Source organism: Arthrobacter sp. R1-13, from assembly GCF_054161475.1.
Genome location: NZ_CP096420.1, coordinates 2,994,514 through 3,021,222, shown reverse-complemented (window position 1 = coordinate 3,021,222; position 26,709 = coordinate 2,994,514). Strand labels below are relative to the sequence as shown.

The following is a 26,709-nucleotide window of genomic DNA, read 5'->3' as shown; positions in this document are numbered from 1 at the left end:
AACGCTGTGTAAACAAGGGGGTTTGATGACGGAAGTGCCTCTTCGGCGTGAGCGATGCATCACATTGTTCACGTGGCCTCACAGTTAGTGACTATGTCCGGTATTGTGCCAATGTGTCAAGACCTCCACTGGAACCACCGGAAGATGCCTCCGGGAACGACCGGGACACCGGGATGGGCAGCGACGCCGGAATGAAGAGCGGCGCCGAAAACCGCCGCCACCCCGCTGCCAATGACGCCGGTGCAGCGGACATGCAAAGGCGCCCGGTAGGCATCGCCGTCCTCAGCGGGATACTGGCTGCAGAAGGAACTGCCCTTCTTGTTGCTGCCGCCTGGTTCATCATCGGGCTGCTCAGCGGAGCCCCCACAGGCTCCTTCTGGAGCGCTGTCTTCCTCCTTGTGCTCCTGCTCGCCTTTTCAGCGTGGCTTTACGCGATGGCCTACTTTCTTTTCCGCGCTTACCGCTGGCCGAGGGCGGGAGCCTTCCTGGCCCAACTCTTCGTCCTTACCCTTGGATTTCCTGCTTTGACAGGCGGACTGACGCTCATTGGACTTCTGATGCTGGTCCCGGCTGCCACAGCTATTGTGCTGCTGTTCGACAAACGCGTGGTCGGCTTTGCTTCACGTTCCGGCGGCGGACCTCCCGCCTTGTAGCCGAGGAGCCAAATCTCCAAGTTGAGTCAAGACAGCCCTTCCACCGGATATGACCACGGCACGGCCGGCTGGCGGGCGTGCTTCCACATCGAAACGCACACCGAAGAAGTCGCCGTCAAGAACGCTCCTCGGACAAATGAGTACCCCTGTGCCGTGGCTGCGCGCCTGCAGCATCAAGGGAACGCGTTGTGCGACCGTGGAGCTGAAGCCAGCGGCCAGGACAATCGTCAGTCCCATCGTGTTCAGGTCCAGCAGGCTGCTGCGCGCTTCCGGCGACAACCGGTCAGCATCGTCCACGAGGGCTAAGGCATCCGGGGCGAGTCCATTCGATGCGGCCTTCGCGGCGAGGCTGGACCAGTACGAGCCGGCATCTGCTTCCTGCCCGGGGTTTAGCCAGGCAGCTTCACCCGGGTTCATTTCGGGGAGGGCCTGCAGAAATGTACTCTTACCTGCCGATGGGCCACCCAGTACCCCGAGGACGCCGCCCGTGGGAACGGTGAGCGTTACGGGCTCAAGCTCGTCCCCACCTACTCCTACCAGGAGCCTACGGTCCCGTCGCTTGGGTGACCTTCCGGAAGGAAGAATTCGCCGGGATGTCTTGTCCTCATACCGGTCTCTGATTGCTTTCCCCGGAATGGAATCGGGTAGCCGCTCTACCCTGAAAGGTGTCGTTTTTGGTGTTTGAACGGATGCAGGAAGCCGCAGCGAATTTTGTGGTGGAGCGAAGAATTGGACCATGGACGGACTCCCCTTAACAAGGGACCCAAAAGCGACGGCCCGGCCCCTTACTGACGGCACGGCAGGAAGGCGGGGCCACGCGAGGCGTCCTTCCTCGGTCGAACCCATGGGGAAAAAGCACCGGTTTGGAATGGAGGCGGAAAACCGTGCTGTCACGAGTTCCCGACCTCCGGAAATGAGAACCGTGACCTTGGCCTTCGGGCCATCCCTGACGATGTCCTGGAGCAGGTCTTCAGCCCAAACCAGCGGAGAAGCTCGAAGCGCAGAAGCCCAGGAACCCCAACCTGAAATGACCAGGACGAGGGGAGGATCTGTACCGTCACCCTGACGGCCTAACCGGACCGACATCTCGTGGGCAACGCGTTCCAGCACACGGACTCCGCGACGAAGTTCCTGAAGGCCAGCCACTGCACCAACGTGTGGGAGCGCGGACGTTCCGCTTAAAGTACCGTCAGAGTCCAAGAGGTAAAAGTGCGCCTCCCCTGGTGTCTCCAGCATTTGTCCCAGCACCAGGAGCAGTGCATCGTCCGTACCCGCCGTCGCCGTTCCAACCAGCCCCAGATGCCCGTCAGTCAAGGGTTTCCATTTCAGTGCGGTCACTGTCTGCTGCTCCGGCGAGTCCACCCACCCGAGCTCTGCCACACCATCGGGGCCGGGGCCGGGGAACGGCAGGCTTTCAGGTAGCGCCGGCGCCACAGGCGGCCGGATGGAAGCACCGCCACGAAGTGCCCACAGGGTACATGCCTGGCGGATGAGTGGAGCGGCGGCATCTGCCGGAGTGACGGATTCCGTTGCAGCATCGCGCTGCTGTAAAGGCGTGCCCGGGGTGGTGGCCAGGACATCAAGGGTTGCTTCGACCGTCAGCTCGCAGTCAGCTATCGCTGCCGTTCCCGTCAGTGCTGCCGTTTGGAATTCTTCGGGCGGCTCAGTTCCGCGGGCAAGGAATGCCCGGCCAGGGTTCCCTACTGGGATCCGGGCAGCCGCCCCTGAGTTGATAATGTCGGCAGATTCCAGCTCTGATTGGACCCGAAGGGCAATACTGGTGGTCACATTGGCCCGGATATCGGCTGTAATCGCACCCTGCGGGCGTTGGGTTGCCATGATGAGGTGCAGTCCCAGGGACCGGCCGATGGCAGCAATTCTCATGAGTTCGCGAAGCGCTTCCGGTGCGTCTTCTACCAGCATCCTGAACTCGTCAATAACCAGCACCAGGTGGGGTAGTGCCTGCACCTTTCCGGTTGCCGTGGCCCGGTAGCTTACAAGATCGGGGGCTTGGGCCAAGGCGAGAAGTTCTTCACGACGGCGAATCTCCGCGCGGAGGGAGATCAGAAATCGATCAAGTTCGTGCTGTGACAGATCAGTCAGCATTCCAACGCAGTGCGGCAACCCGGTCAAAGGGCCAAGGCCGGAACCACCCTTGAAATCCACAAAGAGGAAGTTCACGCGATCTGGCGGAAACGACAGGGCAAGGGAAACCGTCAGGCTGCGTAGCAGCTCCGATTTACCTGAACCGGTGGTACCGGCGACCAACAGGTGCGGACCATCCGCCTGCAGATCAAAGAAGCGCGGACCGGAGGCTCCCATGCCGAGGCTGACGGGGAGACCCCGAGTTTCCCGGGATTTATCCCAACGCAGGGCGAGTTCGGACTCAGAGAGAGTGAGTACATCTTCCAGCAGACAGGCTTCCGGTACACGTTGCCGTGTGGCAGCATCATCCTGCGGCGGATTGGAGGCGACCCGCCGGCAGAAGTTACTGAAAACCTGATCGGGAACGAGATCAGCCACAAAATCAATGCGGCGGGATGCTCTCGTCAACCGCGCCAAGCCTCCGCTCAAATTGACATACGGGCCATCCACGCCAGCCGAAAGTTCGCCCCGTGCATTGGAGCAGTGGAAAACCTGCCACCCGTTGCCCACTGCAGCGGAAAGGACTTTGTCTGCCTCGCCGGAACACGGGATATTTTCCATCATGATCAGCACTCCATGGTCGAATCCGCGCCCTGGGCCAGCAGAAAGACTGGCCAGACACGCCGCGGCCTGAGTCACCAGGGAGACCTGCGTAAGAAACCGGGCGGCGAGAGGGATCTCCCGGGCTCCACCGAGGATTAGGACCCGGGTTCCCCTTGCGAACGAAAAAGTTGAGAACTGCATGATGAGGGACCTGATAAGCCCGGCCACGGCTTCGTCCGGCCCTTGGATCCGGGTCACGCCGGGGCCTGGCTCAAGCGTGACAGCCATTGATTCCAGCAGGGGTGGGCGAAAGCGCGGGTCGGCGGGATCGGTTCGCACGTTCGCCGGTTGCGTCGCCAGTCCAAGTCGTAGCGACACCCCACCTTCCGCAACGGATGCGGGAAGGGGCTGGGGACCGGAGTACACGGTTTGAAGGACAATGTCGGCAGCAGAAGGTGCGGACCGGCGTCGTCGTTCCTGATCGTCTTTCACGGCCACCGCCACTGCCCTTTTCAGGTCGCCCCGCTGGCGCCTGCCGGACACGACAGGCACCAGAATGGAAAGGGCCGAAACTGCTGTAAAGGCCAGGAACATCCACATTCCCGTGATCACGGCAAGGCCTGTTCCTATAACAATGGGAAGCACCGCAGTGAGGATCAACGTGCCGCGGTTGGCGTCTTCGGCCTTCCTGCCTACAATCAACGGCTCGGCAACGTTGCTGCCTGCTTCAGCATAAACATGCTGTTCAGTGGAAGACCCGCCGAAGACGATGCTTAGTGTTGAGTGGCCGCAGCGTATGAGGGAGTTGGTGAAGACCTGGGAACTCTTGACCCTTTTGTCATCCACGGTTGTTCCGTTCACACTGCCAAGGTCAGTGATGGTGACACTTGACTCCGATACCTCGAGACGGGCGTGCTCCCGCGACAACTCGGCATCGGCAAGGAGGACCTCCGTGCCGCTGCGGCCAATGCGGACGGAACCCCGGCCAAGGGGCACCACAGTGCCTGCACCCGGGCCACCATGGACCGCCAACATCAAGCCGAGGGACGATGGCCCCGGGTTTCCGTGAATCGGCGCTTCGTTTCCGTCCACCAGGACAACTCCGGGGACAAGCGGGGGAACACCGACGGTCATCCCGGCAATGGGCGAACCTCGCGCCGTAAGGGTCCGCGTGCCATACTTCCGGGAGACGGCGTCCTGAAGTTCCAAGCCACTGCATCCGGATGGCGCTGTGATGGTCAGTTCGAGGGGATCGCCGGTTAGCCCGGAACCATGGCTGTGAACGAGCGTGCATTCGAGGGTCATGGTCTTCCTTGCTTTTGCCGGTGCGGTCCTGACCCACGCTATGGCCTGGCCAGCGACCTGGAACGGCCCCGCCTTCACTATGTGGATAACGATCTGCTGCCGCTTCCGATTCGCGGTGAGTGCGCCACCCTCGGGTAGGCTAGAGCAGCAGACAATGCCATACGTTGTGCTGCCCGCATTCGAATCAGGAGATTTTGTGACCGCTGACCTTGTCATCGTAGGGTCAGGCTTCTTTGGCCTGACAATTGCAGAACAGGCCGCCACGGAGTTGGGCTTGAAGGTCGTTGTCATCGACCGGCGCCACCATATCGGCGGCAATGCATACAGCGAAAAGGAAGAGCAGACAGGCATCGAGGTCCACCGTTACGGGGCCCACCTTTTCCATACCTCCAACGAACGCGTCTGGGAGTATGTGAACCGCTTCACAACGTTTACGAACTATGTCCACAAGGTGTATGGCGTGCATAAGGGCGAGGTCTATTCCCTGCCCATCAACCTGGCAACCATCAACCAGTTCTTCCGCGCAAACCTCACCCCGGGCCAGGCCCAGGCCTTGATTCAGGAGCAGGCCGGAGAACTTGCCGGAACGGATCCCCAGAACCTTAACGACAAGGGCATTCAGCTCATCGGACGCCCGCTCTACGAGGCCTTCATCAAGCACTACACGGGTAAGCAATGGCAGACGGACCCCAAGGATTTGCCGGCTGGAATCATCTCGCGGCTTCCCGTGCGGTACAACTACGACAACCGGTACTTCAATGACAAGTACGAAGGCCTTCCCACCGACGGCTATACCGCCTGGATTGAAAAAATGGCCGATCATCCGAACATCGAAGTTCTACTGAACACCGACTTTTTTGATGATTCACAGGAATACAGCAAGGACAAGGTAGTAGGAAAAATTCCGGTCGTCTACACAGGTCCCGTGGACCGGTATTTCGACTACGAGGAAGGCCGTCTCTCCTGGCGGACGATTGATTTCGAGGAGGAAGTGCTCGACGTCGGCGATTTCCAAGGTACGTCCGTCATCAATTACAACGACGCCGACGTCGCATACACCCGCATTATTGAACCGCGCCACTTCCACCCCGAGCGGGACTACCAGACGGAGAAAACCGTCATCATGCGTGAGTTCTCCCGCGCAGCGGAACACGGTGACGAGCCCTACTACCCGATCAACACTGCGGCTGACCGTGATCGGTTGTTGAAGTATCGCGACCTGGCGGCGGAAGAGAAGAATGTCCTCTTCGGAGGGCGCCTGGGCACCTACAAGTACCTCGACATGCACATGGCAATCGGATCGGCCCTGACCATGTTTGAGAACAAAATACGGCCTCACTTCGAAGCGGGAGATCAGTTCGAAAGCGGAGGAGTGGACGCATGAGCCAAGACACGTTGGCTGCACCCGACAAGGGCGGCGGCCTGTTTGACGTGCTTCGCCGCCGGGACCTTCTTCGCCTGATCGTCCGAAAGGAACTGAAGGTCCGCTACCGGAGTTCCGTGCTTGGGCTCCTCTGGTCCTATGTCAAGCCTGGCGTGCAGTTCGTCGTCTTCTACTTCGCGCTCGGTGTGTTCCTTGGGCTTAACAAGCAGCCGAACTTCGTGATCTACATGTTCTCGGGCATCATCCTCGTCAACTACTTCTCTGAGGCCTTTGGCCAGGCTACCCGTTCGGTGGTCGCCAACGCCGCCCTGGTGAAGAAGATCTACTTGCCGAGGGAACTGTTCCCCGTAGCATCCGTTTGGGTTGCCATCGTCCATTTTCTGCCCCAGATGCTGATTCTGCTGGTGGCGTGTTTCTTCTTTGGCTGGACCCCGACTATTCCCCAGCTGATAGGGGCAGTGGGGGCATTCGTGATAGTGACCATGCTGTCATTGGGCCTCGGACTGTTCTTCGCTGCGGCGAACGTGCTTTTCAGGGACTCTGAAAACATAGTTGACCTCATGCTCATGATGGCTACCTGGTTTTCGCCAGTACTCTATGCCTGGTATCTGGTCCGGGACACGCTTGGAGAAACGTTCTACTTCTTCTATCAGCTCAACCCCATGACCATCGCCGTCGAACTGTTCCACGCAGCATTCTGGTCTCCGACCTCAGCAGTCAGGCTGGCGCCGGAGGGGGCAAGGCTTCCTGAGAACCTTCTTTCGATCTGGCTTCCCGTGGGCCTGTTGGTTTCATTGATGATCCTGGCCGTGGGACAGTCACTATTCCGACGCCTTGAGGGCAGATTTGCGCAGGAGCTGTGATGGGTTCAGAGGCTATTGTTGTTGAAAATGTCTCAAAGCGGTTCAACCTCCGCCATACCCGGTCCCTTAAAGAGACCGTTGTGTGGCTGCTAAAGGGACGCCGCGGGGACTTGTCCTCCACTTTCATGGCTCTTGACGGTGTGGACATCAGTGTGGAGGTGGGGGAGTCCGTCGCACTGCTCGGACTTAACGGCTCCGGAAAGTCCACCCTGCTCAAGCTGATTTCAGGGGTCATGACAACTGACTCCGGTACTGTTCGGACCCGGGGCAAGGTTGCTGGCCTGATTGAGGTGGGCGCGGGCTTTCATCCCGATCTGACGGGCCGTGAGAATGTCTTCCTTAACGGAGTGATTCTCGGGATGACCGAAAAAGAAACCGCCGAGCGCTTTGACGCGATCGTGGAATTTTCTGAGATTGGAAAGTTCATCGATACGGAAGTGAAGTTCTACTCCTCGGGGATGTTCCTGCGGCTGGCCTTTGCGGTCGCCGTACACACCAACCCGGATGTCTTCCTCATCGATGAAATTCTGTCCGTCGGCGACGAGCCGTTCCAGAAGAAGTGCCTTGCCCGTGTCCAGGAGCTGCGTGATTCCGGTTGCACACTGGTGGTCGTCAGCCACGACCTGGATATGGTGAGCAAGGTCTGCGACCGGGGAGTGGTGCTGCGGCAAGGTAAGAAGGTGGCTGACGGGCCTATTGGAGAAGCTGTCTCGCTGTTGCGGGAAGGCTGAGACGGAACCGACGCATGACAATAATGCAGGGAGTACACATGACCAGGGCCCGACAGGTCTTCGAAATTATTGACGACGGCGGCTCCGGCCTTGATGGTGCGGAGGAGCGCCTCTCGCCACGCGAAGTTGGATTGTTGGCCGGCGCGTTGAATTACCATTCGCTGGTACAGCCAGGCCGGGAATTCAGGGCTGTAGTGCTCCGCGGACCGAACGAGTCGTTCCCAAGACTGACCGGCGATTCGTGCCATCGCTTGGAGTGGCCGGCCGACCGGACTGTGGTTTGCACGGTTCAGGTTCGCAGCACCCTCAATGGAACGGTTCCTGAGAATGCCCCTCTGGTGCCGCTGGTCATTGACCTTGGGGGAGAACATCCAGGCGGGGGAACATCTTTCTACAGCCGTGCGGGTCTGAAATCAAAAGTCCTGAAACGGGCACGCTTTGGTGCTCCCGTTGCTTTTGATGCCTTGCGGCAAGGTCTCACGGATTACTATGAAAAGCGGATTACTTCGAACCGACGGCCTCCCCGGATTGCACGGGTCGAGTCCGCTGCCCCGCTGCGAGGGCTTGCAGGAGAAGACAGGCCTCAGGCGATTGTATTTGGACTGCACTGGCTTGAAATGGGGGGTGCGGAACGATGGGCGCTTGAATCCATTGCTTTAGCCAAAGAGGCAGGGTTCCTTCCCATCGTCCTCACCGACAGGGAATCTTCCCACCCGTGGATCGTGCGGCCCGAACTGGAAGGCGCCTTGGTCCTTCCACTGGATCTGCCGCTGCCGGGTACAGAGGAAGTTGACCTTTTGTTGGCCCTCGCTACGGAGTTCTCGGTCCGGGGAATCCATGTCCATCACAACGGCTGGCTCTATCACCGGCTCGCATGGTTCAAGGCGATGGACCCGACCATCCAGGTGGCGGACTCCTTGCACATCATTGAATGGCGCACGGGCGGGTTCGTCGAGGTTTCCATCAAGCTCTCCAACGCTATTGATGTTCACCATGTCATCTCGCCCCAACTCCGTGACTATATGGTGCTGCAGCGCGACATTCCCAAGGAACGGGTGGCGTTGGCTCCGCTTTACGGACTCCATGAGGCCGCACCCGTGCAGCAGGCGAAGATCGAGAACGGGAGGCCTTTCACCGTCTCCTTCATCGGCCGCCTGAGCCAGCAAAAGCGGCCGTACCTGTTCCTGCGCTATGCACATCAGCTGAAGCGGTCCGCTGACAACGTGCGTTTCATCATGCACGGTGACGGCGCGTTGTCCGATGAAGCCACCCAATTGGTGTCCCGCTATGGCCTCTCGGATTGTGTTGAGTTTAGAAGGCCGCCGCGGGCAGTTGACGACACACTGACCGAATCGGATCTGTTGGTGATTTCTTCAGATAACGAGGGATTGACCCTGACTACTTTCGAAGCCACTGCCCATGATGTCGCAGTACTTTCAACGGATGTCGGATCGCAGGCCTCCCTCGTCTCCTCCCGTGCACTCGTGCCGCGTCAGCCGCTGGCTTTCCTTAAGGAGGCTGTGTCCGTTACGAAGGAGATCATGGAGTCCGAAGAGCTGCGTGAACAAATCGTCCAGGAGCAGCGCGAGAAGATCGAGTCCCTGAAGGAACTCCCGGAAGCGCGTTTGTGGACAAAGAAACTGTATGAAGGATGGAAAGCATGACCGACAAGGTCGCAGCGGTAGTTGTAACGTACAACCGGGTGGATAAGCTCGGGAAAGTCCTGGATTCGATCCTGGCCCAGACACGGTCAGTTGACCAGTTGATTGTTGTCGATAACGCCAGCACGGATTCGACGCCGCAACTATTGTCGGTCTACGACGATGATCCCCGAGTCGAAATTGTCCGGCTCAGCACCAACACCGGTGGTGCCGGGGGGTTCGCTGCAGGCATGGAACGGGCTTACGAAAGAGGCGCCGACTGGGTCTGGATCATGGACGACGACTGCTACACCACCGAGACTGCGCTGGAGAAGCTGCTCGAGGGTCATGCAGAAGCAGAAACGGAACTGGGACGGGCCGTTCCGTACAGCTGCTCACTGGTGCGATACACCGATGGTTCCATCTGCGAAATGAACAATCCGGGTACCACCTGGGACTGGGGACGGCTGATCGCCAAGGGTCTGAATTCGGTTCTGATCACCAATTGCTCCTTCGTCTCCGTACTCATCCCGCGTCGATCGATCGCCAAGTATGGACTTCCGCTGGTTGAGTACTTCATTTGGTTTGACGACATGGAGTACACCTTGAGGATCAGCGCTGAGGGACCCGGTGTTCAGATTCTGGACAGCGTTGCAGTTCACGATATGCCCGAAAACCGGGGCGTGAACTTCGGTGACCTTAACCCGGGCAATGCCTGGAAGTTCTACCACGGTGCCCGAAATGAGTCCTCTTACCGGTGGCACCATGATGACAAGCTTGCCTGGGTTCAGTTTGTGGTCACCACCTACGCCTGGATGGTCAGGGCCCGGGTAGGGCGTAGGCTTCAGCTCGGAGTGGCGAAACGCATTCTTGAGGGCCTGAAATTCGACCCCAAGCCCAAGATGGCGCGGAGCGTCCGCTAAAAACCACCAGCTGTAAATTCAGGGTCCGGCCAGTGCCGGGCCCTGAAACATTTAAGAGGCCGTTAGGTTCCTAAGATGCCGCCAGTCAGTTGAACTCACGGCAAGGGGTACAAGGACAAAGCTTCGGTTCTTTTCCGCGCAGACAAGCCGAGAGCGACTTGCCGGAAGTCTGAGTTGCCGGTTGGCTCCGGCAGGTTCTCCTCGCTCTTGGAAGCGGCATACGCCCAACCGGTTCCCAGCTCCAGCAGTGATTGATGCTTGACGTCGTAGTAGTCATCAAGAATGCCGATCGCCACACCGCGCGCCCCCGCAGCAGCGGCCATCATATGGGGATGGAATCTCGATGTGTACCACACCTGACCGGACCGTACTGGCAGACCATCGTTCCAGACAGAGAGGAACGGAACGAAGTTCTCCTCGGGGATCAGCCCTTCCAAAGCATCGAACATGCGTCGGTCAGAGCCAGGGATTGCTTCCATGTAGCCGACTGAGAGTCCGTTAGCCAGTGCCTTCTCCACCACCAGATGGAGCTTGTCCCGCAGCCGGGTGAATGTCTCGTCATCGGTCATGTCGCTTTGAATACAGAGCATTACATCTTTTGCCCTCGTCTGAACAGCCTCGGAGCCGCCGGCTCGCTGCAGCTCGTGGGGGAGGCCCAGGAATACGTCATCCAACCCCACTTCGAGCCCGATGGCTCCTGCACTAGCCGCGTCCCGTACGCTGGCACTGCTAAATGAACTGACAGTAGATTTGAGCTGCGCGGCGTTCTCCGGAAGAGGCATCAGGCCAAGTCCCGAAGCGATTAGACGGGCGCCGTTCAGTCTTCCGGCAGCGGCCATTCCAGCTACAAGTCCAACGTGATCAGGCCAAACGCCGTTGACGTATCCACCGCCCAGGAGATGGATAGTGTCCGCCTGACCCAGGGGCATCAGGCCGACGTCGTACATGGGGGTTCCGCCATGGGAAACGATGCGCTCCACATGGTCCCAGACACCCTGGGCAGACTGATCCGGTGCCTCCGCACAGGAACGCCAAAGGGTGTTCGTGGTGCGCAGGTGAGGGTGCATACCTGCAAACAGTGCGCTGGCAGTGCCTGGCTGAGGGCAATCCAACCAGATGGAAGCTTCCGGACGCACCCTTGCCAGGAATCGCAGCCACGACGCTACGATCAACTCGTCGCCGTAGTTCGGGTTCCCTGCGGACGCAACGAGATAAATATTATTGCCCATCCCCCGAAAGTATCATGAAGGGAGAGGGCCGTACGTCGCTCCAGCCGCAGCGATCGAGCCGGCGGCTATCCGGTATTCTTGACAAGGTGCCTTTCGCCCGGCGCTGTTGTCCCTAAATGATGAAACGCGAAGGAACTGCGTGCAAACGAACGCCGTGTTAGAGACCCCGCCCCGAACGGCCACGGCCGCAGTGCAGCAGGTGCATGCTCTGACCGGCGTCCGCATTGTGGCTGCGATGTGGGTGGTCCTCTTCCACGTTCGTGGAAACATAGCTGCTGAATTCCCTTGGCTTGACGCGGTTATCGGTCCCCTTTTGGCACACGGAGAGCTCGGCGTTGATCTCTTTTTCGCCCTCAGCGGCTATGTACTCGCCCTGAACTATGGCGAGCGGATGGGTATCCGGCTGGACCGTCAAGCCACCGTCAAGTTTTGGTGGGCAAGGCTCGCACGTGTGTGGCCGGCCTATGCCTTCATGCTGGTATTTACCGCAATTTGGCATGGCATTCTTCTGGCCCGCCAGAGCGCAGACCCTGTTGCCGTGAAGGACTACAGCATTGGCAGTTTCCTGCGGCAGCTGACCTTGGTGGTGCAGTGGACGGAGCCGGGGTTTGACCGCCTTACCTGGAACGGTGCCGCGTGGTCTGTATCCGCCGAAGCGTTCGCGTACTTGCTGTATCCCATCATCGCGCTACTCATTTTTCGGCTCAACAGGGCGTTCAGTACGCGCTCGCTGGTTGTTATGGCCGCCGTCGTACTGTTCCCTGTTGTCTTTTTCTCCTATGTCCTGGGCCTTTACGGACCATGGATGTGGGTTTTGCGTATTCTCTGCGCCTTTACCGCCGGAGCCTTGATGTTCTACATCGTCCGGCGGCTGCCCGACAGGGCACGTATGCGCATGCTCGCCAGCCATCTGCTGGTTTTGGCCATCGTCGTCCTGGTGGCTGGATGCTATTTCATGCACCTCACGGGGCGTGCCCGATACGTGGGTCTTCTGATCCCCGTACTTGTCATGATGGTGGGAACACTGGGCGTGGCAGACAGGCACATTGCACGCTTGCTTGGAACACGGGCCCTGGTGATCGGCGGAATGGCGTCCTACAGCATCTACCTGGTCCACATGCCGCTGATCGAAATCTTCTGGAAGATGCAGATGACGTTTCCGGAGGCTTTGGGGACTGGCACGGTAGGTGCAAAGGTTGGTTTTGCGCTGATGCCGGTGGTTGTATCAGTCCTGGGATACATGCTGTGGAGGCATTTTGAAGAGCCTGCGCGTCGCAAGATGCGCGTGATGTCCACGCAACACATTCCTGAACGGGCCGTAGACGATCCTGCGCTCGGCCACGATAAATCTACCGCGGCCGAGCGGAAAGGCTCTTAGACGGTGCTTTCGACGGCAAGCTCATGGCCCATGCGCTTGCCAAGCCGCATGTAGGCAAGCCGCCGGGCGTAGGACATTCCGATGGCCTTCAGGTTCCCGATGTAGAGATCCGTCTTACTGAGGATCCCCGGATGCTTTGCCGCAATCTCCCGGTGAAACGCAATAGCCTGGTCTGACTGCTGCTTCGCGAGCCGGACGCTCCATTGACTGGCGCTGATCCGGAATGTGGCCAGGCTTTTCCGAAGAGCGACGACGTCCCCGTGCAGGCAAATGCGGGCATACGTTGCCTGGTCGATCAGATAAGGGTTGGTGTTGTCCCAGCCGCCTTCCTGTTCGAGGAGTTCACGGCGGAACATCACGCAGGCCGGCTCGCCGAAGATATTCGATCCAGCCAGAACGGTCGCGCGGACCGCCTTGACGCCGCTGACGAGCCCGGAAATGCCCTGCAGTCCACGGCTTTTAATGAAAACGTCGCCCTTTGAGTCCACAAGGTCTCTTTGGGAAGCTACAAGGACGGCGCTGGGATTGGCGTCAAACGCCGCAACCTGTTCTTCGAGAGCCGTCGGAGCGATGAGGTCATCACCACAGACAAGTTTCACGTACTGACCACGCGCTTCCGAGCTCACGCGGTTCCAGTTGGCCTGCGCCCCGCCACCCGTGGGAGTAGGCGAGAGAATCCGGAGGCGCGGGTTGCTCCGATAGGTCTCGATGACTTCGGAGGTTCCGTCAATCGAGGAATGATCCGCGATCACCACTTCATAATCGTCGAAGGTCTGGTTCAACACCGACTCAAGCGTTTCCGCAATGTACTGAACGTTGTTGTAGGCAGGGATGACTATGGAGACTTTGGGGCTCATGCCGTTTCTTCCTCTTTGGTTCCATGGGTGGGTGTGCTTGCAGCCGGTCGGGACGGTTCCTTGCGGCGAAACGAGAAGTATCGGTGGCCGAAGTAGCTGATGCAGACCGAAAGCACGGTGATGGCAATCTGTGTGGGGATCCGTGGGAACTGAAGGATGTCTGCGAAGAGTGACAGCAGCACGATGTTCACCAGCAGGGATGTCAGGTTAACCAAGGCGAATCTACCGAGGTCCAGCCAGACGTGGCCCTTTACCCGGAAAACGAGCTTACGGTAGACAAAGAACACCGAAATGAGCGACACGAGCCAGGAAGCTGTGAGCAGCACAAAGGACGGTGACTGCGGGAAGGTCAGGGCAAGGACAATAAACAAGCCGGTGCTGAAGGCGGTGTTGGCACCTCCGACGAGCAGGAATGCGACGCGTTGGTCCTTGATGATCTTAAGCAGGGGGCCGGGCGGGCCCGAATGAATACCGCGGACCGGCTCATCCTCGTCGGGTAATGGGGCCGTCGTCACTATCTCTCCTCGTTCCATGGTGCCTTCGCTGCTACTCCTACCGGTTCGGAGGGATTTGTTGATCTGTCTTTTGTCTCGTCAAAATCCTGCGGGCCAGGGCCAGGGCCGGACGTCCGGGCAGCAGGGGGCAGTTTCCCTGCTCGTGGATGGTCACGGCGTCGTCTGAGGGCGAACAGCACCGACCAGGTGGCCCCGAGGAGCAAAGCCGTGCCCAGGGCCGCCAGCTCGATGTTCCAGCCCGGCGGCTGGAATGACACAGTGACCGTCTTGCCGATCATGTCCGGTGCCACGTCCACTGTCAGGAGGTATCCGCGCAGGGGGTCCGCAAGCGTTCCGCCGTCGACGCTGTAACCAGGCCACGCAATCCTGCCTAGGGTGACCTTGCCGCCGTCGTTTCCAACCTTGGTGACTTTGAAACTGACAGAAGAATCCTCATTCTGAACCAGCTCAACGTCCGTTCCTTCAGACGAATAGACGGGAGCGCCTACGTTGCCCAGAGGTGCGTCCCTGGTCCACATGACGGTGTTCGGCGTGCGGGAAGCCACACTCCAGCCAGACGGGAGTGTCACCTTGGCCAGTTCGACGCCCTGGGCGTCCGCGGCATCCCGAACAACCTGCACGGTGTCGACCCGCAGGAGATCTGCGAGTGGTTTTCCTGAAGCCGGATCGATTTCGAAAAGCTTGGTTGTCAGCTCCCGGCATGTTTCGCCGCGGGAAATGATGCAGAGGTCCTTGGAATACGCAGCGTTCTGGATGGGACTGTAAAGGTTGTGGACCGGAACGGGGTTCAGATACCACATGTTGCCCACCAGCGTCTCACCCCAGGCTGCTCCATCAAGGGAAGACGGGGCACCCACCACAATCGCCTGGCCTTCGGCGCCTTCGAGTTGCTGTCCGTACTTGGATGTGTCACCAGGCATCTTGAAGTCCTGGACCGGTGGAGCAGGGAAGTAGTTGTGCTGGGGGAAGGCCACCGCCAGCGATGTGGCCACCAGTATTCCTGCGAAGATACCTTCGGCTCTTTTCGCGCGATCCACTTTCCAGAAGACAAGGACGATGACGGCGAAGCCTGCTGCCATGATCAGGAACATTCTGGCACTGACGGTCCACATCTCGGGCTTTCCGGTCCAGCCGAGGTAAACACTTGCCAGGAACAAGCCGCCGACTGCAAGCCAGCGGGTCCGTGAGATGGCCTTCAAACGGGCAAGGGAGAGCGCGACGCAGATCAGGACGATGACTGTCAGAGCGACGTAGGGCATCAGTCTGACGGGCGTCCGGAGAGGTCCCATGTCGCTGGGGGCAAGTGTCAGCAACAAGGAGAAGACCAGGAAAACCGGCAGGCTTGCCATCGGCGGAGTGAGCCGACGGAGCTTGTGGAAATTTATGATGGCGAAGAGGGGCAGGAACCAGGCGATGTACGTCAGGGGAACCGGTGCAAACGGCCCCCACCACCATGAGGCGACTTGGGGCAGGTTGCTGGGGAGCGCTGACCCGGCCAGACCGGTGAGGTCTACTGTCAGGAAGTTCGTGTTGGAGATTCCGGTCTTTCGTGCGGTGCTGGCCAGGGTCAGGACTCCCGGCAGGTACACCGCCAGAGCGACGAGTCCCAAAACAACGCCGGAGGCAAGCGTCTGCCTCAAGGCCTTCCAATGCCGACGGATCAGGACTTCGGCGATGAAGGCGACAAAAACCAGCACCATCATGATGGTGCCGTGAACGTAGCCAACGGTCACGAGCAAATAGCCGGAAACGAGCACGGGCAGGGGTGACTTCCTGTCAAAAGCCATACGCCGCAGAGCCCACCAAACGAACGGCAGGAATGCCCACACCATAAGGCCTGTCACCCAAGACGGTGCATCCAGATAGACGGTGAAGCCTGCCAAAGTGGACGTCACCCCTGCGACAAAGGCCAGTGGTGGAACGGCCCTGAAGCTGCGGCTCAGGAGATAGACACCGATGCTGGCGAGAGCCAGGAACCCGATCTTCACGGCCGTGGAGAAAATGATCGCGTTCCCTGCAAAGGATGCGGCAAGCCCGATCAGCAGCGTGACGGGGCTGAAGATGCCCCACTGTCCTTCGGCTGCGTAGTTACCCGCTTGCCAGCCGGCAGCACTGAAGATGGGCCAGTCACCGGCCCGCAGCAGTTTGCCAATTTCCACCCAAATCGGATAGGCGCCAATCTGGGTATCGTCGTAAAAGTAGAAGCGGTGGTTGAATATCACCGGGATCAGCGCCGCCACAGTAGCAATCAGCGGTGTCGCACAGGCCCATTTCCAGGCCCCCCTGCGTTCCGGGACCTCAGCCGCTAGTTCTCGAATATTCAATTCTTTACGGTCTCTTCCTGTCGCCAACGCTCTATTAAGGGTACCGAATCCTGCCACTGACATGCGGATGCGATATCGATCACCGTTCCGAGGCTCAACCCTAGAGCTGCCCGAGTCCGTTCCTGAGGGTTTGCATATCCCTGACCGTTGCATCAATCCCGACGGCAAGGGGAGTGAAGGGCCGCCGGTCCAGTTCCGGCCAGACCACTGATTTGAACCGCAGATCGTGCGCTTGGGCCTTCGCAAACGGCGATGCCCCAAGGACTATTCGGGGCCGCCTCTTAAAGACTGTCTTGCAGGCCCCTATCACTGCACCGATAGTGTCAGCGCGCTGGGTGGCTATGATTTTCACAACAGTCTGCCCATCGTGAATGTCCTCGCCGGACAGCCGCTCAAGGCAGTCCGTAACCAGTTCGGCGGCATCATCAATAAAGATGTAATCGCGTAGGGTATCGAGCGAAACGTACACCGAGACGGGCTGCCCGGTCAGGTGGGCCTTGGCAAAAACAGAGATCAGGCCCTGGGGCTTGGCCAGGTTCTGACCCGGCCCATACAGGTTCGCTGCGCGGCCGACGACGAGGCGGGTTCCCGTTTTGAAGGCGAAATCAGCGGCTGATTCTTCCGCTGCAAGCTTCGCAAACCCGTACGGGGCCAAAGGCTGCGTGGGGCTTTCCTCCGTGTAGGGCGGTTCGGAACTCCCTGCATAGACGCCACCGGCCGAAGAGGCAAGGAACATTCGGCCGGGGGCCGCATCCGGTCCGCACAGGACTTCACCAAAGGAATCGAGCGCTGACTGAAATACTTCCAGTTCGGAATCGAGTTCGGCTTGGGAAGTGCCGGTGACTCCAGCTCCGGCGCACCATGCAATCACCCAGGGCCGCCCGTCGGCGAGAGAACGAAGAGCGACGGCGGACTCAGCGAGGGCATCTTTGGCAGCGGCGGGATCGTTCCAGGGAATTGACGAAGTCAGAACCTCATGCCCTCTGCTTTTCAATTCTGCCAAGACACCGCGGCCCAGGAGCCCGCCGGCCCCGATCACCCAAGTGGGATCAGGCATGAGGCGTAGTTCCTCCAGCGGCCTGCGTGGCATTGTGTCGTTGGGGGAGAGTTTCCGGCCTCCGGCCGAGGGGACCGACTGCCGGATCGCTGACGATGAGGTAGGCAGGCTTGCCCATCGCCATGTTCACGTTGACGCCCACGTATTCAGCAATGACGCCAAGAGAAAAGAGGATGGCACCCGTGCTGATAAGGATGACGATCATCGTGGACGTCCACCCCTGCTGACCGGCGCCGTGCCCTGTCAGGTACGCAATCAAAAGATAGATCGCCAGACAGATTCCCATCAGGGCAAAGAGCGCCCCGATAAGGCTGACCAGCCTCAGGGCCCTTGTGCCGCTGGAAATGACCATCCGCCAAAAATGCGACAGCAGGGACCTGAGCTTGTAGCCCGATTGCCTGTCACCTTCTTCCCTCAGTGCAACGGGGCAGGTGGAAACGTTGGATGCTATCCAGCCCAGGGCAACATCCAGGTAGACGGCATTCCCCGCGTAGGCGGCGACCGAACGGGCCACTTCGCCCGTGAGCAGCCGGTAGCTCTGGTAGTTGGCGGCGTCGTTGCTGGACAACAGAGCCGAGACCATTTTCTTGGCACCAACTGAAGCGGCGTTCCTCAGGAAACCGTGAGGAGGTTTGTTGCTTGGATTTGCGTACACCAGGGTGGACTGGTTCTGCATAGCCGTATCGAGGAGGGCCGGTATGGCTGCGGGGTCGTGTTGCCCGTCTTCATCCATCGTGACGACCCAGTCGCCTCCGGCCGATGCCATTCCGGCCAATGTGGCGGGGTGCTGCCCGAAGTTGCGGCTTAGCCACACTCCACGGACGACATCATATTTCTCGGCTAGATCACGGATGACGCCCGCTGACCCGTCCGGCCCATGGTCAAAAACAAGGAGGACCTCGCTGACCACGAACGGGTTTCCGCCAGGGGAGACGGACGGCTGGGTGTACTCCATCAGCTCCGCGACGACGGCGGGGAGGGTTTTCTCACCTTGATAAACAGGAACCACAATTGAGATGCGGTGCGGGCTGGAGGGAGAAGCCGTCGTTTCGTACGTCATGTGCACAAAGTCTACCGTCACGCCGGGGCCGCGGCATGCCGGAGAATCAACTGTGGCTAAACTGCAGCTGTGGCTGGAGGCCTTAGAATCTTTCTAGTAATCGAGCGGCTTAAGAACGAGGTACCCGGCAGCAGGCCGGTCTGACTGAACTATCGGGGAAACCAACGTATATGACTTTGATGACTGCCAAAATGCCCACTGTACGGTTGAGGTCTCTTGTTTCCACCGGAGCCATTGCGTTTTCTTGCCTCATGTATTGGTTTTTCCAGGTTCGGCCTCTGACCCAAAGCCCCGGTTTTGCCTGGAACAACTTCCGCCAATATTTTGCGTATGATCAGTATTCATATTTGGCGATTGCCGTCAACGTGCGCAACGGCAACCTTGCCGCCGTCGAGCCTTTCACGGAGACCGGCACCAATCACTATCCGCGGCTTTACTATGTCTTCCTTGGCCTTCTTGCACGGCTTTTCGACAAGGACATCATTCTGACCTGGCAGGTCACAGGCCTTGCATTCCAGTTGCTGATGGTCGTCGCCATCAGCTGGCTGCTGATCCGCCTGACCGGAGTTCCTGCCTTGGGAGCCCTCGGGTTCGTGCCCAGCATCATCGGCACCTTTGCCGTTCTCGCAACCGGGAACTGGCACCATACCTTGGACAATCATGCTGTACTGTGGGGCGCTTTCGGAGTCCTCTTCACGCTCAATGGAGAGTCTGCGGCGTTGTCACTTGCCGTTACCGCGGTTTGCCTGCTCATAGGCGCCACTTTCCCCGCAGGACACCGGCTGAAGCCTGTCCCGCAGCGGAGACGCTCAGCAGCGATTATTGTTGCCGCAGGGGCGGTAGGTTTCCTCGCCAACGTCCAGACTTATTCCTTCCTCACCACTGTCTATCTTCTGCTCTACGCTGCTGCGGCTTATGGCCTGTTGAGTTATGGAAGAAAAATCCATGGCATCGCAAGCCTCGGCATCCTGGCAGCAGTACTTCTCGGCGGACCCACCATAGCTTCTGTCGCAGGGCCGCTCGCGACGCTGATGGCAGGAGTTCTGGCCGCGGTCCCCGGGTTCCTGCTACTTCTGCTCCGCTACAAGACGCTGGTGATTTCGTCCTGCGCCGCATTGGCGCTTGCTGCCTCTCCGACCATTCTCGGGACCCTTCTGGGACTCGCCGCCAAGGACGACTTCCTAACCTACCGCGAGCTTTCGTCAAAGGCGCTTGGAGTTCCACTCGGAACAGGATTGTTGGCCGCGCTCGTGCCGCTGTTGTTCCTGGCACTGATCTTCTGGGCCGGACTGCGGCAGCGAAACCGGGCGTGGCTCGCCTTCTCGGTCGGGGCACTGGTCGCTTGGCCGGTCGTTGCCAGCAATGATCTCTGGGGAGCGAACCAGGAACCCTACAGGTTTTGGATCGACAGTTTCACCATAGTTACTGCCGCTGCCGTTCCGGTCCTGCTCCAGGTGGCCGTGGAAAGCTGGCGCTTGTGGCGCGGTTCAGTTCAGACTGACACGATCGATACCTCAAGCCTTGCCGAGGAGTCAGCCAGCGACGGCGGTGGCGTCAAGACTGCAACATATACAACTCAGATCACCAAGCCCCGCTTGACGGGAACTGTGGCGACGGCGACGATCGCAGCGTTGGTCACTGTGACAGCGGTTGCAGTCAGTTTCGGTGACTACCCGAAGTTCACGGAATACGTCCAGTCCTACGGCACCGCCAACTTCTCGGATGAGCAGTCTGTTGCGATCAGGAACGCCGCCAAACCGTTGACGGACGATGATTCCGAACTGAAGATTGGCCGCGCAGAAGACGGGACGGCCTCAGAACTGGTCATGTTTGATCCGTGTATCAGTCAGTTCCGGGTAAAGGCCATCACCGGCTTGCCGACTGCCTTCTACAACCTCGGGCTTGCCTGGCCAAAGGAAGAAGCGAAATTGCGGGAGGTCCTGGAACAACGAAAGCATTACGTCTTCGCACAATCCCTAGCAGCGTCAGCGGGCGTGAAGTACGTCTTGACGGACAGCGGCTGCGAGCAGGGATGGCAGGACAAGGTCGACGGAACCAAAGTCTCCGAGAGCCGGTACAAAATTGGCGAAGAAACGGCCGAAATCACATTGTGGAAGATCAAATAGTGCCCAAGGTTCTCAAGGACAAAACGTCTGAATTCCCCTCGAATTTCTCCTCGACGGGTGCGGCGCAGCCTGGTGTGACGGAGCCGGCGCCTGATGTGACGGAGCCGCAGCCTGGTGTGACTGAGCCGGGACAAGGAATCAAAAACTCCTCCGGGCTTTGGCTCGCCCTAACAGCAGCTACCGTGTTGCTGTTCAGCCTGATTCCCTTAGCCCGTTCCCCCCGTTTTTACTTCCAGGACGACACCGAAAACGGAGCTTATGGCGTCTGGTATCACCTGGGCGACAGCCTGCTGTCGGGCAAGGTGCCTATTCTCAACCCTGCCATCTGGTCCAGCGGAAACTACACCGCGGAGGGTCAATGGGGCACCTGGAATCCATTGATCATGGCCATCGGTGTCCTCGTCTATCTGGCTGGAAACGCGGTCCTGGTGACCACCATCATCAAGGTGGCGATTCTCGTCTGCGCCGGCGTGGGATGCTTCCTTCTCAGCCGCTCCTTCAACGTCCCGCCGCCCTTGGCGTTCGTTGCCGGAATCGCGGTCCCTTTGAACGGCTTCACGGTGTTCTTCGATGCACCGTCCTGGGTGACCGGCGCGCTGGCCTGGGCCCTGGTCCCGTATTTTTGGCTGACTCTAAAATCCATGGCCTTCGCGGGCAGGAATCCACTATGGCCATTCCTCATCGGATACCTGATCGTTACGATCGGTTATGTCGCCGGAACCGTCGCAGTCGGCTTCGTGCTGCTCGCCCTAGGAATAAATGCCTTGTGGCACCGTCAATGGTCCAGTGCTCTCCGAACGGCAGCGGTTGGACTTGCTGTCGTGCTGGTGGCAGTGGTGGTTTACCTGCCCGGTGTGCTGACTGCTTCCGTTACCACCCGCAGCACGACAGCAATCTTCAACGACAACTACATGGGCGTGAACCTCACCGGGTTGTTGGGATCAACCATTGCCACTGCACTGCCCATGATGCCCTCATGGTGGTGGAATGGATTCACTGCTCCGGCGCCTGCCCTGTACATTGCCTGGTTCCTGCCTCTGATCGCTTACCTGAGCTGGCGCCGCATACGCGCTTTCGCACCACGGATTCACGACATTTGGATCTTCGGGGTGCTGTCCCTCGTCTTTGTGCTCCTACCGACGACCATTGGTCCCCTGAGGTACCCGGCCCGGTTCATGCCGTATCTGGCGATGGTCTGCATCCTGCTGTGTGTCGTGCTGTTGTCCCATGCCCTGGCCAGTCACCCATCCAAGCTTTCGTTGTTCGGTGCCGTCGGGGCGATTGCCTTTGGGATGTATGGCGCCTGGGCACAAAGTCCCCACCGGTACATGACGGTCTTCCTCACCGGTTGCCTTGCAGCGGCAGGTGTTGCAGTGATTTGGTGGGCCCTTCGGGGCAACAGGTTCCGCTATTGGAAATGGTCGACGTCGGTACTTATCGCTGGCGTTATCGCCATCGGCTGCGCCGGAGCATCTGTCCTTCAGCACCGGACGACGGACGGCAGCCCCCTTTCCAGGGCCAATGTCCCAGCCGACGCCAACATACCCAAGGGAGTCCTGGCCGGTGTCAAAGGCCAGGTCCTGGTAGTGGGAGACCCGTTGGACTATCCGCAAGATGATTCCACCTGGTCACGTACTTTGATGGCGAATACGTGGTACCTGAGTGAAGCATCGGTGATCAACAGGTATCAGCTCGTCGGCTTCACGCAATACAACCGGACGCTCTGTGTGCGATATCTGGGCGGAACGTGCGCTGAGCTCTTGGACGACCTCTTCGAAAAGCGGCCAGATACCGGAATCATGCTCGTGGACGAGCTCAGCGTTGACAACATCCAGATACTCAAGAAATCGTTTGAAGGCGATGAGCTTCCCGGCGCTGTAAACAACTATGTGGGACGTTCCGGCTCCGTGACGATCCCCGCACCGCCGGTGGGCTGGAGCATGGTCAGTGACGACGGTGAGATTGAACTCTGGAGCCGTGACGTTCCCTTGCATTCGGCCGGTGGGGTTGTCTGGACGAGCGGGAATACGAAACTCACTGAGCTTTCGCGCACCGATACAGAAGTGCGGCTTCGCGTAGATGAGGTTCCTCAAGGGGGCGGAAAGGCAGCCCTAAGCAGGTTGCCCTGGCCTGGCTACACGGTTCAGAACGGGACGATGGGAGAACCATTGGATGGATTCCTGCTCACCGTTGATATTCCCGCGGATTCGGTTGGGCGCGCAGTTGCCGTGTCATTTACGCCGCCTGGGTGGGCTGCAGGCGTAACAGCCTGGCTGATAGGGACCGTTGGGGTCCTGTTATGGGCCGCTGTTGAAGGCGTAAGGTTCTGGCGCGGGAGGCGTCAAGAGCCAGGAACGACGGATCCGATGGGGGAAAGTCCTGCGGATGCCCCTCAGGTTCACGAGCCCGTGACGTAGTGAGTATTGGGCTTATGGGCCGGCAACGCGAGGCCCGCCAACTCACCGAAGTGGCATAAGAATGGCGACCGGGGTCAGCTGACGCTGACTCCGGTCGCCATCTAAGAGAGGGCGCCCGTTGTTCAGATCTTCAGGGTTGTTTCCGCCAGGTAGCTCTCCAGCGCCTCACGTGCGTTCCTCGGCTGGAACCCTGTCGATTTCAGCTTGTTCAGATCCAGCACACTGTTCAGCGGCCGGGGAGCCGCAGCTTTGCCTTGGAAGTATTCTTCCGTGCTGACCCCGCTGACGTCGGAGCGGTCCGCGCCGGTTAGCTCAAAGACGTCAGCTGCGATTTGTGCCCAAGACTGTGGCTCACCATCGTTGGTCAGGTTGTACGTTCCATATTCTGATCCGGTTGTGAGCAGATGCAGAATTCCTGCCGCAATGTCGCTGGCAAAACTGAGCCTTCCCACTTGGTCATCCACAACGTTCGGCTGTATTCCGCGGCCGGCAAGCGACGCCATGGTGCGCACGAAGTTGTTGCCCTCCCCGATGACCCAACTGGTGCGCACGATGTAATGCCGGGGCACTGTTGCCGTCACTGCGTCGCCTGCAGCCTTGGTCTGGCCGTAGACCCCGAGAGGCGTAAATGGCTCGTCCTCGGTGTGGATGGGCTGAATACCGTCGAACACGTAATCGCTGGACACCTGAACGAGGGTGATGTTGTTCCGGGCGGCAACCGACGCCAGGCGGCTGACGGCGACGGCGTTGATCGCCCAGGCTGCACGCCGGCCCTCCGGCTCTTCGGCCTCGTCGACGGCGGTATACGCCGCTGCGTTGATGATGGTTTTGTAATTGTGCCAGTGACGGCTTTCAAAAGACGCCGGATCCAGAAGATCGAACTCATCCCGGCCGGCAAATTCGACGTTCGGGTCACCTTCAAGTGCCGCTCGCAGTGCCGTGCCAAGTTGGCCGTCTGCGCCGAGAACCAAGGTTTTGCGTGGGCCCATTGGCTTGACGGAGGCCAGCCGTGGATGCGCCTTGTCCTTGTCCGACAGTTCCGCCTCAGCAAGGGGGATTGGCCAGGGTATGGCTACCGTTTCATCCTCAAGATTCAGGAACGTGTACTCGGCATCAGCGGACCAATGGTCGTTGACCAGGTAGACGTAGGACGTGTTGTCCTCCAGCGTCTGGTAGGAGTTGGCAACACCCCTGGGAATGAAGATGGCTTTACTGGCATCGAGTTCCGCTGTGAATACGCTCCCGAAGCTTGGTCCTTCCCTGAGGTCCACCCAGGCTCCGAAGATCTTTCCCGTACTCACCGAAACGAACTTGTCCCACGGCTCCGCATGGATTCCGCGCGTCGTGCCCTTTTTGTCGTTGAAGGAGATGTTGTTTTGTACGGGGCTGAAGTCCGGCAGGCCCAAGGCCACCATCTTCTCGCGCTGCCAGTTTTCCTTGAACCAGCCACGGTTGTCGCCATGCACGGGAAGATCGAAAAGAATCACGCCGGGAATGGGTGTTTCGGTGGCGCTGAGCCTCTTCTGGAACTCCATACCTACTGGCCCTGCTCCTTGTATTTCGCCTCAGTTGCCGACTTCTGCGGCCGCCACCAGGACTCGTTGTCGCGGTACCACTGGATGGTGGCCTCAATGCCGGCGTCGAAATCCGAGAACTGCGGTGTCCAGCCAAGTTCGTTGCGGAGCTTGCTGGAGTCGATGGCGTAGCGAAGGTCATGGCCAGCGCGGTCCACAACATGGTCGTAGGCTCCACTGTCCTGGCCCATGTGCCTGAGGATCAGTTCTACCACTTCTTTGTTGTTCTTTTCACCGTCAGCGCCGATGAGGTAGGTTTCGCCGACGACGCCCTTTTCGATGATGGTCAGCACAGCGGAGGAATGGTCGTCTGCGTGGATCCAGTCCCGGACGTTTTCGCCCTTGCCATAGAGCTTGGGGCGGATACCGTCAATAGCGTTAGTGATCTGCCGCGGGATGAACTTCTCGACATGCTGGTACGGCCCGTAATTGTTGGAGCAGTTGCTGATCGTCGCCTGAAGACCGAACGAACGCACCCACGCACGCACCAGGAGGTCTGACCCCGCCTTGGTGGAGGAATAGGGGCTGGACGGGTTGTACGGGGTTTCCTCAGTAAACCGTTCCGGATCGTCAAGCTCCAGGTCCCCGTAGACCTCGTCAGTTGAGATGTGGTGGAAGCGCTTGTTGTACTTCCGGGCGGCTTCAATGAGCGTGTAGGTTCCGATGATGTTTGTATCCAGGAACGGACGCGGATCGTGCAGTGAGTTGTCATTGTGCGATTCGGCAGCGTAGTGCACCACGACGTCGTGGTCGGAGACGAGGCCATCGACGAGTTCCGCATCGCTGATGTCACCCTTAACAAAACGGAACCGGTCCTCCGGCAGCCCCTTGAGTGACTCAAGGTTCCCCGCATATGTGAGCTTATCCAGTACGGTTACATAGTTGTCCGTATTGGCCATTACATAGTGGACAAAGTTCGAGCCAATGAATCCGGCGCCGCCGGTTACGAGAAGTCGCTGCATAGTTTCATAGGTTACCGGATTTGGCCGGACTTCCCACCAGAGGGAAAGATAGGTTGCATGCGCGGAATTATCCTTGCCGGCGGTACCGGCTCCAGACTTCACCCCATTACCCTGGGGATCAGCAAGCAGCTGGTTCCCGTCTATGACAAGCCGATGATCTACTATCCGCTTTCCACACTGATTCTGGCCGGCATCCAGGACATTCTTGTCATCACCACTCCTCACGACGCCGATCAGTTCCAGCGTCTGCTGGGTGATGGCTCACAGTTCGGCGTCAACATCACCTATAAGGAACAGCCCTCTCCGGACGGGCTGGCACAGGCGTTTGTGCTCGGAGCTGAGCACATCGGCGACGGTCCCGTTGCCCTGGTGCTGGGTGACAACATCTTTTATGGGCGGGGCATGGGCACGCAGTTGCGCCGCTTTGCCGACATCGACGGCGGTGCCGTCTTTGGCTACTGGGTGGCAGATCCCTCGGCGTATGGAGTTGTGGAATTTGACGGAGACGGCAAGGCCATCTCTTTGGAGGAGAAGCCTGAGCGGCCACGCAGCCACTATGCGGTGCCAGGACTTTACTTTTACGACAACGACGTCGTGCAGATCGCCCGTGACCTGAAGCCCTCGCCGCGCGGTGAGCTTGAGATCACAGACGTAAACCGGGAGTACCTGAACCGCGGCAAGCTGCAGGTCGAGATTCTCCCGCGTGGAACGGCATGGCTGGATACCGGCACCTTCGATTCCTTGAACCAGGCCTCTGAGTTCATCCACACGGTCCAGAAGCGTCAAGGCCTCTCCATCGGCTGCCCCGAGGAGATCTCCTGGCGACTCGGATTCCTGGACGACGACGGACTCAGGAAGCGCGCGGAGCCGTTGGTCAAGAGCGGCTACGGAAAGTACCTGCTGGAACTGCTGGCGCAAGGTAAGTAAAAGTCTGTAGGCGCGGTTGGCTTGTGCGTCGGCCCAAGCCACGACGAAGGAGGGCGGTACCGGAATCCTCCGGTACCGCCCTCCTTTTGTTGTGCC

19 protein-coding genes are annotated in these 26,709 nt (G+C 59.2%); 10 read left to right on the top strand and 9 right to left on the bottom strand.

Annotated elements, in window-relative coordinates; translation table 11 throughout:
• Positions 1–113 precede the first annotated feature (113 nt).
• Complete coding sequence (locus tag M1D88_RS13975; protein WP_458111407.1) at positions 114–653, top strand: hypothetical protein; 540 nt, start codon at positions 114–116, stop codon at positions 651–653.
• Here the strand turns inward: M1D88_RS13975 and M1D88_RS13970 are convergent.
• The gene (locus M1D88_RS13970) at positions 621–4,646 is read right to left on the bottom strand and encodes an FtsK/SpoIIIE domain-containing protein (RefSeq protein WP_458111406.1); all 4,026 of its coding nucleotides are present in this window, start codon (positions 4,644–4,646) and stop codon (positions 621–623) included. The genes M1D88_RS13975 and M1D88_RS13970 overlap by 33 nt on opposite strands.
• 196 nt (positions 4,647–4,842) lie before the next feature.
• On the opposite strand from M1D88_RS13970, the gene glf reads away from it, so the two are divergent.
• From glf to M1D88_RS13945, 5 genes are read left to right on the top strand one after another with little or no spacing between them, the layout of a single operon-like run.
• Positions 4,843–6,030, top strand: coding sequence for a UDP-galactopyranose mutase (gene glf / locus M1D88_RS13965; RefSeq protein ID WP_458111405.1), 1,188 nt, complete (start codon positions 4,843–4,845; stop codon positions 6,028–6,030).
• Positions 6,027–6,893: an ABC transporter permease gene (locus M1D88_RS13960; protein ID WP_458111404.1), complete on the top strand. Its 867-nt coding sequence runs from the start codon at positions 6,027–6,029 to the stop codon at positions 6,891–6,893. The genes glf and M1D88_RS13960 overlap by 4 nt, the downstream gene beginning before the upstream one ends.
• Positions 6,893–7,624 (top strand): ABC transporter ATP-binding protein, encoded by a 732-nt coding sequence (locus M1D88_RS13955; protein WP_458111403.1) that lies wholly within the window; start codon positions 6,893–6,895, stop codon positions 7,622–7,624. The genes M1D88_RS13960 and M1D88_RS13955 overlap by 1 nt, the downstream gene beginning before the upstream one ends.
• 38 nt (positions 7,625–7,662) lie before the next feature.
• Positions 7,663–9,288 carry a glycosyltransferase gene (locus M1D88_RS13950; RefSeq protein ID WP_458111402.1) on the top strand — a complete coding sequence of 542 codons (1,626 nt, stop codon included), beginning with the start codon at positions 7,663–7,665 and terminating at the stop codon, positions 9,286–9,288.
• Positions 9,285–10,187, top strand: a complete 903-nt coding sequence (locus M1D88_RS13945) for a glycosyltransferase family 2 protein (RefSeq protein ID WP_458111401.1) — start codon at positions 9,285–9,287, stop codon at positions 10,185–10,187. The genes M1D88_RS13950 and M1D88_RS13945 overlap by 4 nt, the downstream gene beginning before the upstream one ends.
• Before the next feature lie 95 nt (positions 10,188–10,282).
• Here the strand turns inward: M1D88_RS13945 and M1D88_RS13940 are convergent, their stop codons facing one another.
• A complete protein-coding gene (locus tag M1D88_RS13940; RefSeq protein ID WP_458111400.1) occupies positions 10,283–11,416 on the bottom strand; it encodes a polysaccharide pyruvyl transferase family protein in 1,134 nt (377 codons plus the stop codon).
• Positions 11,417–11,555: 139 nt separating this feature from the next.
• Between M1D88_RS13940 and M1D88_RS13935 the strand changes: the two genes are divergently transcribed.
• Positions 11,556–12,794, top strand: a complete 1,239-nt coding sequence (locus M1D88_RS13935; RefSeq protein WP_458111399.1) for an acyltransferase family protein — start codon at positions 11,556–11,558, stop codon at positions 12,792–12,794.
• Here the strand turns inward: M1D88_RS13935 and M1D88_RS13930 are convergent.
• From M1D88_RS13930 to M1D88_RS13910, 5 genes are all read right to left on the bottom strand, one after another.
• A complete protein-coding gene (locus M1D88_RS13930; protein WP_458111398.1) occupies positions 12,791–13,651 on the bottom strand; it encodes a glycosyltransferase family 2 protein in 861 nt (286 codons plus the stop codon). The two genes, M1D88_RS13935 and M1D88_RS13930, sit on opposite strands and share 4 nt — an antisense overlap.
• Positions 13,648–14,166, bottom strand: a complete 519-nt coding sequence (locus M1D88_RS13925) for a GtrA family protein (protein WP_458111397.1) — start codon at positions 14,164–14,166, stop codon at positions 13,648–13,650. Before M1D88_RS13925 ends, M1D88_RS13930 begins: the two co-directional genes overlap by 4 nt.
• Complete coding sequence (locus M1D88_RS13920) at positions 14,166–16,406, bottom strand: hypothetical protein (protein WP_458111396.1); 2,241 nt, start codon at positions 16,404–16,406, stop codon at positions 14,166–14,168. Before M1D88_RS13920 ends, M1D88_RS13925 begins: the two co-directional genes overlap by 1 nt.
• Before the next feature lie 184 nt (positions 16,407–16,590).
• Positions 16,591–17,547, bottom strand: coding sequence for an NAD-dependent epimerase/dehydratase family protein (locus M1D88_RS13915; protein ID WP_458111395.1), 957 nt, complete (start codon positions 17,545–17,547; stop codon positions 16,591–16,593).
• A complete protein-coding gene (locus tag M1D88_RS13910) occupies positions 17,540–18,607 on the bottom strand; it encodes a glycosyltransferase (RefSeq protein WP_458111394.1) in 1,068 nt (355 codons plus the stop codon). Before M1D88_RS13910 ends, M1D88_RS13915 begins: the two co-directional genes overlap by 8 nt.
• 347 nt (positions 18,608–18,954) lie before the next feature.
• On the opposite strand from M1D88_RS13910, the gene M1D88_RS13905 reads away from it, so the two are divergent.
• Positions 18,955–20,733: a hypothetical protein gene (locus tag M1D88_RS13905; RefSeq protein ID WP_458111393.1), complete on the top strand. Its 1,779-nt coding sequence runs from the start codon at positions 18,955–18,957 to the stop codon at positions 20,731–20,733.
• The gene (locus M1D88_RS13900; protein ID WP_458111392.1) at positions 20,718–23,150 is read left to right on the top strand and encodes a hypothetical protein; all 2,433 of its coding nucleotides are present in this window, start codon (positions 20,718–20,720) and stop codon (positions 23,148–23,150) included. The genes M1D88_RS13905 and M1D88_RS13900 overlap by 16 nt, the downstream gene beginning before the upstream one ends.
• A 122-nt stretch (positions 23,151–23,272) precedes the next feature.
• Here the strand turns inward: M1D88_RS13900 and M1D88_RS13895 are convergent, their stop codons facing one another.
• Entirely contained in the window at positions 23,273–24,685 is a 1,413-nt protein-coding gene (locus M1D88_RS13895; RefSeq protein WP_458111391.1) for a sugar nucleotide-binding protein, read from the bottom strand.
• A gap of 2 nt (positions 24,686–24,687) precedes the next feature.
• Complete coding sequence (rfbB, locus tag M1D88_RS13890; RefSeq protein ID WP_458111390.1) at positions 24,688–25,686, bottom strand: dTDP-glucose 4,6-dehydratase; 999 nt, start codon at positions 25,684–25,686, stop codon at positions 24,688–24,690.
• A 57-nt stretch (positions 25,687–25,743) separates the two neighbouring features.
• Between rfbB and rfbA the strand changes: the two genes are divergently transcribed.
• On the top strand, positions 25,744–26,613 hold the full coding sequence (rfbA, locus tag M1D88_RS13885) for a glucose-1-phosphate thymidylyltransferase RfbA (protein ID WP_309106475.1): 870 nt from the start codon (positions 25,744–25,746) through the stop codon (positions 26,611–26,613).
• The last annotated feature ends 96 nt before the right edge of the window (positions 26,614–26,709 follow it).

What these genes read in the sequence shown, in the direction of transcription:
- M1D88_RS13970 (WP_458111406.1), bottom strand. Translation starts at nt 4,646, where the DNA reads ATGACCCTCGAATGCACGCTCGTTCACAGCCATGGTTCCGGGCTAACC.
- M1D88_RS13960 (WP_458111404.1), top strand. Translation starts at nt 6,027, where the DNA reads ATGAGCCAAGACACGTTGGCTGCACCCGACAAGGGCGGCGGCCTGTTT.
- M1D88_RS13955 (WP_458111403.1), top strand. Translation starts at nt 6,893, where the DNA reads ATGGGTTCAGAGGCTATTGTTGTTGAAAATGTCTCAAAGCGGTTCAAC.
- M1D88_RS13950 (WP_458111402.1), top strand. Translation starts at nt 7,663, where the DNA reads ATGACCAGGGCCCGACAGGTCTTCGAAATTATTGACGACGGCGGCTCC.
- M1D88_RS13945 (WP_458111401.1), top strand. Translation starts at nt 9,285, where the DNA reads ATGACCGACAAGGTCGCAGCGGTAGTTGTAACGTACAACCGGGTGGAT.
- M1D88_RS13940 (WP_458111400.1), bottom strand. Translation starts at nt 11,416, where the DNA reads ATGGGCAATAATATTTATCTCGTTGCGTCCGCAGGGAACCCGAACTAC.
- M1D88_RS13930 (WP_458111398.1), bottom strand. Translation starts at nt 13,651, where the DNA reads ATGAGCCCCAAAGTCTCCATAGTCATCCCTGCCTACAACAACGTTCAG.
- M1D88_RS13915 (WP_458111395.1), bottom strand. Translation starts at nt 17,547, where the DNA reads ATGCCTGATCCCACTTGGGTGATCGGGGCCGGCGGGCTCCTGGGCCGC.
- M1D88_RS13910 (WP_458111394.1), bottom strand. Translation starts at nt 18,607, where the DNA reads ATGACGTACGAAACGACGGCTTCTCCCTCCAGCCCGCACCGCATCTCA.
- M1D88_RS13895 (WP_458111391.1), bottom strand. Translation starts at nt 24,685, where the DNA reads ATGGAGTTCCAGAAGAGGCTCAGCGCCACCGAAACACCCATTCCCGGC.
- rfbB (WP_458111390.1), bottom strand. Translation starts at nt 25,686, where the DNA reads ATGCAGCGACTTCTCGTAACCGGCGGCGCCGGATTCATTGGCTCGAAC.
- rfbA (WP_309106475.1), top strand. Translation starts at nt 25,744, where the DNA reads ATGCGCGGAATTATCCTTGCCGGCGGTACCGGCTCCAGACTTCACCCC.